Source organism: Neptunomonas sp., from assembly GCF_016744175.1.
In the GTDB taxonomy this organism is placed as follows: domain Bacteria; phylum Pseudomonadota; class Gammaproteobacteria; order Pseudomonadales; family Balneatricaceae; genus Neptunomonas.
Genome location: NZ_JADGEV010000006.1, coordinates 126,804 through 136,873 on the forward strand (window position 1 = coordinate 126,804; position 10,070 = coordinate 136,873).

The 10,070-nt window shown below is 42.5% G+C and carries 7 protein-coding genes; 2 read left to right on the forward strand and 5 right to left on the reverse strand.

The window, feature by feature from the left end; all coding sequences use genetic code 11:
• Positions 1-71: 71 nt before the first annotated feature.
• Positions 72-956 (reverse strand): DMT family transporter, encoded by an 885-nt coding sequence (locus QZZ55_RS04280; RefSeq protein ID WP_293265676.1) that lies wholly within the window; start codon positions 954-956, stop codon positions 72-74.
• A gap of 45 nt (positions 957-1,001) precedes the next feature.
• On the opposite strand from QZZ55_RS04280, the gene QZZ55_RS04285 reads away from it, so the two are divergent.
• On the forward strand, positions 1,002-1,499 hold the full coding sequence (locus QZZ55_RS04285; protein WP_293265678.1) for a hypothetical protein: 498 nt from the start codon (positions 1,002-1,004) through the stop codon (positions 1,497-1,499).
• Between the two features lie 90 nt (positions 1,500-1,589).
• Here the strand turns inward: QZZ55_RS04285 and QZZ55_RS04290 are convergent, their stop codons facing one another.
• From QZZ55_RS04290 to QZZ55_RS04300, 3 genes are all read right to left on the reverse strand, one after another.
• Complete coding sequence (locus QZZ55_RS04290) at positions 1,590-3,770, reverse strand: malate synthase G (RefSeq protein ID WP_293265680.1); 2,181 nt, start codon at positions 3,768-3,770, stop codon at positions 1,590-1,592.
• A 170-nt stretch (positions 3,771-3,940) separates the two neighbouring features.
• Positions 3,941-4,354, reverse strand: a complete 414-nt coding sequence (locus tag QZZ55_RS04295) for an acyl-CoA thioesterase (protein WP_293265682.1) — start codon at positions 4,352-4,354, stop codon at positions 3,941-3,943.
• Positions 4,355-4,448: 94 nt separating this feature from the next.
• The gene (locus QZZ55_RS04300) at positions 4,449-7,646 is read right to left on the reverse strand and encodes a mechanosensitive ion channel domain-containing protein (protein WP_293265684.1); all 3,198 of its coding nucleotides are present in this window, start codon (positions 7,644-7,646) and stop codon (positions 4,449-4,451) included.
• A gap of 100 nt (positions 7,647-7,746) precedes the next feature.
• Between QZZ55_RS04300 and QZZ55_RS04305 the strand changes: the two genes are divergently transcribed.
• On the forward strand, positions 7,747-8,700 hold the full coding sequence (locus QZZ55_RS04305) for an alpha/beta hydrolase (protein ID WP_293265685.1): 954 nt from the start codon (positions 7,747-7,749) through the stop codon (positions 8,698-8,700).
• Between the two features lie 55 nt (positions 8,701-8,755).
• Here the strand turns inward: QZZ55_RS04305 and serA are convergent, their stop codons facing one another.
• Positions 8,756-9,988 (reverse strand): phosphoglycerate dehydrogenase, encoded by a 1,233-nt coding sequence (serA, locus tag QZZ55_RS04310; protein ID WP_293265687.1) that lies wholly within the window; start codon positions 9,986-9,988, stop codon positions 8,756-8,758.
• Between the last annotated feature and the right edge of the window lie 82 nt (positions 9,989-10,070).

A 10,070-nucleotide genomic window follows, 5' to 3' on the forward strand; every position in this document is an offset into this window, starting at 1 on the left:
CATTAGCGACTCGTAGTTTAGATACTAACCTAAATTTGAGAACGGCAGTTATGAAACTTAATGAAGGAAGCTTATTTTATCAAAGAGTTTTTTCGTTTCTTTATTTCATACAGTGCGGCTAGTGAGTTAGAAAAAATAGCCGCTAAAATGATCGCTCCGCCAATGAATGTACGTTCGGGTGTTTCCTCTCCTACGGCAAACCATACCCAAACAGGCCCCAGAATAGTTTCAATTAATAGAAATAAGCTTACTTCTGCAGAGGGAATGTAACGCGGTGCTCGCATCAATAGCCATGTTGCGAGAGGCATTTGAATCAGACCCATAATGGATAACCATAAATAGCTTTGGGCAGGCAACGAAAAGGGTGATGCGTGAGGAATGGCTAACAGACCCGCGACAATACCGGATACCGCAATGATGGGTAATAATGGCAGCTTAGAAAAGTGCCTCAATAGCGTTAGCACTGCTCCCATAGAGATCGCTAAGCATAATGCTGCAATATCGCCTTGCCAGTGGTTTCCGTTAAAAGAGCCCGCAAAGATAGTGACAACCCCGGAAAAGGCGAGGATTATGGCGAATAAGACGCGAAGCTTAATGGGTTCGTAGAGGAAAATGCGAGAGAAAATGGCAGCAAAAAGTGGAGAGCTAGCAAGAATGACAACGGTGTTAGCCGTGCTTGTGTGTCCTATTGAGTAAACAAAAAGTACGGTGTTAACGCCGTATAATACGGCAATAATGGCTGCTGCAATCCAGTTTTTTCGACTGTCAGGTAAATGGTTTTTCTGCCGGTTAAACAGCATTAGAGCACTAAAGGCTAAACAGATTAACCAACCACGCCAAAAAACAACATCCCAAGATGACGCTTCAGTAAGCCTTATTAGCATGGCATCAAAGCTGAGAACTAATGCGCCAATAGCTGCAATTTGAACGCCTTTTGTATGAGGTGTCTGAGTCAAAATGTAACCCTAATACTATGATGAAAACAGGGAGAGTAGCCGAGTATGAATCTAGATACTAGCCATGAAAAAACATCTATTGAGCACATGCTAGGGGCGCAAGGCTCTGATGTCATTCTGTATATTGATAATCACCCTGTTGTGCCGCAAAAATTGAAGAGTAATGAACTGATTTCGATACCTGATCTGATTGATTTGAACGGTAACCATTGGCGTAAGATATTTACCATTTTTGCCAAATTAGTTTCTCCAGATGAGAACTGGAGAGAGTACAGAGATCAATGTTTGCTAACAAAAAATGAAGCTATCTGTTTCACTGACGAGCGGCAGCAAAGTGCCCAAGTAAATATTGTGTCGGGTAAATCTTGCTGGGAAAGAATGGGGTTTGATATGGCTGATTTTATATCCTTAGATCCACAGCAGCGCTTATGGGTAAAAGATGATGTTTTATGCTCACCTTATTTTGATTATAGGCAGTTCCCCAATGCACTGATTGTAATAGCGCGAGAATGGATAAAAACAAGAAGGGCGCTGGTGAAATAAAGGGTGTAGGCAAGTGTTGGCTTGTGTTTGTATATGTAAAAAAGCCACTTCTAATTAAACTTGGAAGTGGCTTTTTTGTATTGAATTAAATTATGCGTTCAGTTTTGCTTTTACTTCTAAACGACGGCGATGCAATACAGGTTCTGTATATCCGCTCGGTTGAGCGCAGCCCTCGAATACCAGTTCACACGCTGCTGCAAAGGCAATGCTGTTATCAAAATCAGCAGCCATCGCATCATAAGTAGGATCGTTCGCATTTTGCCCATCAACAATGGTTGCCATGCGCTTTAACGTTTCCAATACTTGCTCTTTAGAACAGATGCCGTGGTGCAACCAGTTAGCAATGTGCTGGCTAGAAATACGCAATGTGGCACGGTCTTCCATTAGGCCAACATTGTTAATATCGGGCACTTTTGAGCAGCCTACGCCTTGATCAACCCATCGAACTACATAACCAAGTAAACCTTGAGCGTTATTATCTAGCTCTTGCTGAATTTCTTCAGCAGACCAGTTTGGGTTTGCTTCAACAGGGATTGTTAGAATGTCATCAAGACTGGCTAGCGCACGCTTCTTAATTACGGCTTGGCGTGCGAATACATCTACTTCGTGATAATGAATCGCATGTAAGGTTGCGGCTGTTGGTGATGGGACCCATGCGGTATTAGCACCGGACATTGGGTGGCCTATTTTAGCCTGCAGCATGTTAGCCATTTGGTCAGGAATTGCCCACATACCTTTACCTATTTGAGCTTTGCCGCTTAAGCCGCAGAGTAGGCCGTTTCCAACATTCCAGTCTTCGTATGCGCCTATCCATGTGGCTGATTTCATATCGCCCTTACGTACCATTGGCCCTGCTTCCATTGATGTATGAATTTCATCTCCGGTACGGTCAAGGAAACCTGTATTGATGAAGACTACACGCTCTTTAGCAGCACGAATGCACTCTTTCAAATTAACTGTGGTGCGACGTTCTTCATCCATGATACCCATTTTCAGAGTAAAGCGAGCGAGTCCTAGCGCGTCTTCTACACGACCAAATAACTCATTTGAGAAGGCTACTTCTTCTGGTCCATGCATCTTCGGTTTTACGATATACATTGAACCCGTAGTGGTGTTGCGGTATTTGCCGAGTCCTTTTACATCATGTACCGAGATTAGCGAGGTAACCATCGCATCCAGAATTCCTTCTGGTACTTCATTACCTTCCTTATCGATAATGGCACTGTTGGTCATTAGGTGGCCAACGTTACGGACAAACATTAGGCTGCGGCCTTTGAGAGTAACTGAACCTCCATTAACCGCAGTGTATTCGCGGTCAACGTTCATAGAGCGGGTAAAGGTTTTACCCCCTTTGGTGACTTCTTCCGTCAGGTCACCTTTCATCAGACCCAACCAATTGCGATAAATAACAATTTTGTCTTCGCTATCAACAGCAGCAACAGAATCTTCACAGTCCATGATGGCGGTAAGTGCTGACTCCATAATTATATCTTTGATGCCAGCAGCATCGTCTTTACCAATTAGGCTATCGCGATCAATCTGGACTTCAAAGTGCAGGCCGTTGTTTTTAAGCAATATACTAGTAGGTGAGCCCGGATCACCCAGATAACCTATGAGTTTTTCTGGCTGGGCTAGAGAAACTTCTGAGCCATCATTTAAGGCCACAACAAGTTGACCATCTCTTACGGTATAGCTAGTAGAGTTTTTGTGTGAACCCGTTTGCAAAGGCGTCGCTTCATCAAGAACAACACGACGAGCATATGCGATTGTTTTCGCTCCGCGAACAGGATTGTAGCTGTTCCCTATTTCCGCTCCGTCTTCTTCAGATATAGCGTCGGTACCGTATAAACCATCATAAAGGCTACCCCAGCGCGCGTTTGCTGCATTTAACGCAAAACGTGCATTCATCACAGGTACGACTAACTGAGGGCCTGCCATTGTTGCCATTTCAGGATCAACATTGCTGGTTTCTGCACTAAAATCTGCACCTTCTGGAATAAGGTAGCCAATAGATTTCAAGAATTCTTTATAGGCATCAAAATTAAAGGATTGGCCTTTATTGCTTATGTGCCATTGGTCTATTTTTGTTTGAAAATCATCACGCTTTGCAAGTAATTCACGGTTACGTGGGGCGAGGTCATGAATGACAGCGTCCATAGCGGACCAGAATTGATCATTGCTGATACCGGTGCCTGGTAGCGCTTCGTTATTAATGAAATTATAAAGACCTTCAGCAACCTTCAGGCCGCCAGTCTGTACCCTTTGACTCATAGTAGTAATGCCCCATTGTATATGGCCCGGTTCGGTGCGAGGCAACCATGACCGGTCGTTATAAAGTATGCACATTTTTAGATCGAAATTGTGCAATGCAAAAATACATCATTAATGGACACTTTGTCGCCCCTGACACGCCTAAAGTATGAGATTACTACCCATAAGAATTAGTCAATAATTTGGGCGCGGATTTTTGTGGGTAAAGGAACAGATTTTCCTTTGTGGTGGTCCATCCAGACCACTTTTGCATAGCCATTGCTGACCGCTTGAGTCGTATCATTGGTGTTGTAAATGTCATAGAGAGTCATAAAGCTAGAGCGTCCCGGCTCACTCACATAACAATCAATGCGTAATGTTGCGGGGTAGACGACGGGGCTCATAAACGTGCAGCCAACATTGATAACCACAGGGTCAATACCACTTCCATCCATTGTCGCTCCCATTTTAGCGAGCAACTGGACACGTGCTTCTTCAAGATAACGCATGTACATAGCATTGTTCACATGACCGTAGGCGTCCATATCACCCCAGCGGACAGGTATTTCACAGCTATAAATCAATTTTTTATTATCAGTACTCATCAACGTTATCCGTCCAGTATTGTTCTTACAATAGAAGAAATATTAAGCATATAAGGTAAGTGAAAATACCTATTATGTGAAGCGCGATACTCTCTTAAGGTTTATTGCTTCTGTGCAAATGAACATCAAGCTGCGGAAAGGCAATTTCTATATGGTGCTTCTTGAAGCTCGCATCAATTGCTTGGTTAATTTCGTGTGTCACGGGGAGCCTATCTGCCATTGTGCTAACAAATAACCTTAATTCTAGGTCTAGAGTACTTGCTCCAAATGCTGTGAAGTAAGCATTGGGTTCAGGGTCTTTAAGCACTTGAGGGTGTTTTGTTGCTGCATCAAGTAGTAGTTTATGAGCAAGCTTTGTATCTGAGCCATAAGCAACACCCACATTGATAACAACACGGGTTATAGGGTCGGTAAGTGACCAGTTTATAAGTTGGTCCGTAACAAAGTTTTTGTTAGGAATGATGACTTCTTTTCGATCCCAATCGGCAATGGTTGTGGCACGAATTTGAATACGGGTAACAGTACCGGTAAATCCTCCAATGGTGATGGTGTCACCAATACGAATAGGCTTCTCAAAAAGAATAATGAGACCTGAAACAAAGTTGGCTACGATCTCCTGTAAACCAAACCCTAAACCAACCCCCATTGCTGCAATGAGCCATTGAAGCTTTGACCAGTCCAGGCCTAACTGGGAGGTGCCTGTTAGAATACTCACCACAATTAAAATATATTTGGTAATGGTCGTTACTGCATACGTAGTACCGGGTGATAGGTCTAAGTGGCGTAAAACCAACAACTCTAACAACCCAGGCAAATTGTAGGCGGCGAGTATGCATAGGGTAATAAGCGCAATACTGAAGAGCACATTTTTTAGCGTAATTGACTCCGGAATAACACCTGTTGCAGTTGTTATTTCGTTGCTCCATAGCACCACATTATCGAGAATATCTAAAGTAGGAAGAGCGTTTTTTAATAGAGCCCATAATAGTGTGACAAACACGATTATTGTCATTGTCTTGAGTAATGTGCGAGCTTGGTCAGAAATGGACTGTAGGTCAATATAGTTTTCCTCTAAGGGAGGAACTTCTTCATTTTTTTCGCGTGCTTCAAGAATTTCATTTCGGCGTGATTTTGCTCTATCAAATGCTAAATGTCTTTCTTCAATTAACAACCAGCGATTGCCGAGTTTAAAGAAAATGAATGTTGTATAAAAAATCCCTGTAAGGACTAGCAATATCAGCATAATGACAGAACCAGTAAACACATAGCCGAGTAAAGCAGCACCAATAATTCCGAAGTGAATACCCACTAACCCTGTTAGCCATAGTTGTGAACGCTGCCACCAGTGAATGCTGTTAGTTGTTTGATCAATTTGTGGAGCAACTTTTCGTAGTGCAGCCCAAAAAATAGTGACTAATACAGCAAGGGAAAGGAAAACTAATCTACCAAGTCCTGAGCGTAACTCGTTGGAACCTGATTGGTCGATAACCATGAGTAAAACAATTAAAGGCATGCCTAGCCAATAGAGAGGATGTATCAACTTATGGAGCGTATTGCACAATTTTTGAGGGACAGAAAAGTGTCCTTGAAGTAGTCCGCTTGGACGACTGGCCCAGAGTTGAAGTGTTAAGTAAGCCCACGATAGTGCTGCTATGGTATAGCCAATGAGGTGAAATGACTCCAGAAGCCATGCATCAATATTTAACATATTCCGTGTCAAAAGAAGAATGGCGGCAGGTATAGGGAGTGCGATTAATAATGGCATCCAGAACAAGCTAAAGGTGTGGCTAAAGCGGTCACGGATTACATTGCCTACTAGCTGAACCCAAATTTTTGAGTGCTTATTATAATGTCGATAGACCGCTGCTGAGAGTAAAGAGAGCAGTAATAATAAGATAACTTTTGGGATCCAGTGATTTATCGGCTGCCATATCGGTATATTTGGATTAGGCGTTATTAATTCAAAAAATGGAACAATACCTTGGGTTATTTCTACTAACCAATTTTTGGAAACAGGAAGAATACTCGGTATCCATAACAGATGTTGTGCTATTAATTCTCGTCCTAGGTTTGTCTGTTTATTCACTTGCTCTTGAATTGATAGTAGCTGAGAGAGCTCATTAATGCCTTGGTTGCTGGCCTCTCTGATCCGAGTGGAAAGATTTTGTTTATCTTTTAATAGCTGTTTTAGCTGAGTGCTTTCTTCTTTGTTAAAGGCCGGTATTTGGGTTTCTTCTATCGAGTCGATATTAAACAGAGCGCGAGTTACTTCTAAGTTAAGAAGGCGTAATCTATTGATGCTCTCGCGGGTAGTGTTTGTTGAAGTGGGTTGAGCTAAGCGTCGTGTGTATTTACGCAACTCAACACCTAACGGCTGTGTACTTAGTTCCAATTGCTGTTGGACAGCTAAGTAGCTTTGGCTGACCATAGTTAGTTGTGAATCGAGTAAGCGGCGTTGTTTTAGTGTTGTCTCATTGGATGCGAGCGTTGTTCTTAGCTTTTCACTCAACATCTGATTGTCAGCTATTTGAGCGCTAATAATGGGGTGCTGAGCGGTATTCTTTTTATCGATGCCTATTGTTTGCAGTGTCTCTTCAGTTTCAATACGGCGTTTTGATTGCAAGGTATCTTGTACTGTCTTAATGAAGCTCTGGCTGCGCTTGAGTTCGCTGTTAATCTTTTCAAGACTTAAGCGATTAAGGTCATTTTGCCCAGGGAGACTCAAAACTTCTAATTCTAGTGCTTGGTTTTTTGCCGCTCTCAGGGAAAATTGAGCGTCATTCCATTCATTATTATCGTTATTGTCATGTGTTGCCGGTGCTTGTTTTAGTTGCACTAATTGATCGCGTAAAAATATAAGTTTTTGGTCGCTTTGGTTTATTTGTTGTTGTAGGAGCTCTCGGCGTTTTTCGAATTCTAATAGAGAGGCTTTTTCAAGTGTTAGTAACTGTTCTAATTCGGGCACCGTCTTTTTTGCGAGTGATTTTAGTTCGTTGTTGCTGACTTTATCTTTGAGAGTTTTTTGTAAGCCCTTAATTGCATCAGGCTGTCTTTCCAGCATTGCTCTGAGTTGCAAAGAGACTTGCTCTAATTGAACCGCTTCCAGATAGGCGGCTAGTATTTGTTGATACGTTTCTTTTTGTAATTGATTAACAGGGTTGTTTTCATCTGTCGGCAGCTGCCCAAGTTTTTGTTGGTAAAGCGCTGCCGATTCTTGGTTAGAAGCAAAGGAGGTAGAACTTATGCAGAAAAAAAAGAAGAGAAATATCCAACGACTAAAAATAGTAGTCATACTGCCTCAGAAAATTGATAACGCATTGATGATGGATTATAAACAATAGTTATACAGACTTATTATTTTGGAAATAGTGCCATTGTACAAGGGTAACGTTATGCAAGCCTTCACTGTTGAAGCGCTTCGTCAATCATTATCAGGTTTTCAGGAAGCTGAAATATTTCATCCCGATGAACTTTGGCTATCTTATATGGAAATGTACCAGCTGGCGCCATTGGCTGAACATTATCAGCTGCGCATGGGTATTGTATCGTATGAATCTTGTGATTTAGTCGTGCAGCACTATATGCAGGTAGGCGCCAGTTGCGGGACGGTCGTTTTAGTGCATGGCTATATGGATCATGTTGGGTTGTATAGCCAGTTGATCAGTAACTTATTAAAGAAAGACTGGAATGTGCTTTGTTACGACTTGCCCGGTCACGGTCTTTCTACAGGTGATAGTTACGCGATTGATGATTTTTCTACTTACGCCTTACAGTTAGAATTAGTTTTACAGCAGCAGTCATTTCAAAAGCCGTGCGTGTTGATGGGGCAAAGTACAGGTGGCGCTATTGTTCTTTCTCACCAGAAATTATTTGCGAGTAAACAAGAAACAGACCCTATCGCTCAGCGAATCTTATTAGCGCCACTCATTAGACCCGCTCAGTACCATGCAATTTGGTTGAAATATAAAGTATTACGCTATTTTTTAAAGCGAGTTAGACGCTTTCATTCTAATAACTCTCATGATGATGCATTTCTATGCTTTTTACGTTCCCAAGATCCTTTGCAAAAACAATGGGTGGCGGTTAGCTGGATTGGCGCCATGTTGGAATGGGTTGAAGAGATAGAAGCAGGAACACCTCAACTGATAAATATGACGGTCATCCAGGGGACTGATGATAATACAGTGGACTGGCAGCATAACTTATCAGTGCTGCAACGGCTTTTTTCTAATCTAGAAGTGGAATTAATTGAGGATGGACGGCACCATTTGGTTAATGAAGGCTTACCTTGGCGAAGGCTCGTATTTGATAAAGTTGGAGAGGTGTTGTCACGGATAGGGCAATAAAAAACAGCTTCAGAAGAAGCTGTTTTTACGTGGTTGTAGGATCATTGTGCAGTGACTAGAACAAGCGACGGCAGCGAATGGTTCCTTCAATCTCAAGTAGCTTTTGTAATGCAACAACTGAGCAGTCAGCGTCAACATCGATAACTACATAGCCAACTTTATCGTTAGTTTGTAGATACTGACCCGAGATGTTGATGTTGTTATCAGAGAGAATGCTATTGATGTTAGACAGCACGCCCGGAACATTGCGGTGAACATGCAATAAGCGATGAACATCTGGGTGTTCAGGTAACGCTACTTCAGGGAAGTTGACAGACGTAATAGAAGATCCATTATCACTATATTTCACAAGTTTTTCAGCGACTTCGTAACCGATGTTTTCCTGTGCTTCCATCGTAGAACCGCCGACGTGAGGTGTCAGGATCACATTATCAAATTCACGCAGTGGAGAAATAAACTCATCGTTGTTCGAGCGAGGCTCTACTGGGAACACATCAATAGCTGCTCCGTGCAGTTTTCCTGCACTTAAAGCATCACACAAGTCATCAATAACAACCGTAGTACCACGAGCCGCATTGATGAAAATTGAGCCTTTTTTCATTTGCTCAAACTGTGCGGCACCCATCATATCTTTGGTTGATGCCGTTTCTGGCACATGTAACGTGATAATGTCACACGTACGTAGCAGTTCGTTTAAGTCTGCTGTTTGCTTAGCGTTACCTAAGGCCAGTTTATTGACAACGTCATGGAAGTAAACTTCCATTCCAAGGCCTTCTGCTAAAACACTCAGCTGTGAACCGATGCTGCCATAGCCTACGATACCGAGCTTTTTACCACGGATTTCATAAGAGTTGACTGCAGATTTTTGCCAAATGCCGCGGTGGGCTTTAGCGCTTTTTTCAGCAACGCCTCGCAGTAAGATGATTGCTTCAGCTAGAACCAGCTCAGCCACTGAACGAGTGTTTGAGTATGGTGCGTTAAATACCGCAACTCCTTGGCGAGTAGCTGCTTCAAGATTTACTTGGTTTGTACCGATGCAAAAGCAACCAACAGCAACGAGTTTTGATGCCGCTTCAAATACTTTTTCAGTAAGCTGTGTACGCGAGCGCAGACCGATAAAATGAACATCCGCTACACGCTCTAGTAATTCCTCTTCCGGTAAGGAGCCGGTGTGAAATTCAATGTTGGTGTAACCTTTTGAATTAAGCGTGTCGATAGCGGACTGATGTACGCCTTCCAACAACAGAATTTTTATTTTGCTCTTATCCAGGGATGTAACTTTGCTCATCTTCTGCAACTCTTTTGTAGTGGTCAGAAAAAATGTCGATTGTCTCGACTGCGTGAAAGCCGGCTATATTATCACAGAGACA

Bases quoted from the DNA above. Each gene is read 5' to 3' on its own strand.
- QZZ55_RS04300 (WP_293265684.1), bottom strand. From the start codon at position 7,646: ATGACTACTATTTTTAGTCGTTGGATATTTCTCTTCTTTTTTTTCTGC.
- QZZ55_RS04290 (WP_293265680.1), bottom strand. From the start codon at position 3,770: ATGAGTCAAAGGGTACAGACTGGCGGCCTGAAGGTTGCTGAAGGTCTT.
- QZZ55_RS04305 (WP_293265685.1), top strand. From the start codon at position 7,747: ATGCAAGCCTTCACTGTTGAAGCGCTTCGTCAATCATTATCAGGTTTT.
- serA (WP_293265687.1), bottom strand. From the start codon at position 9,988: ATGAGCAAAGTTACATCCCTGGATAAGAGCAAAATAAAAATTCTGTTG.
- QZZ55_RS04295 (WP_293265682.1), bottom strand. From the start codon at position 4,354: ATGAGTACTGATAATAAAAAATTGATTTATAGCTGTGAAATACCTGTC.
- QZZ55_RS04285 (WP_293265678.1), top strand. From the start codon at position 1,002: ATGAATCTAGATACTAGCCATGAAAAAACATCTATTGAGCACATGCTA.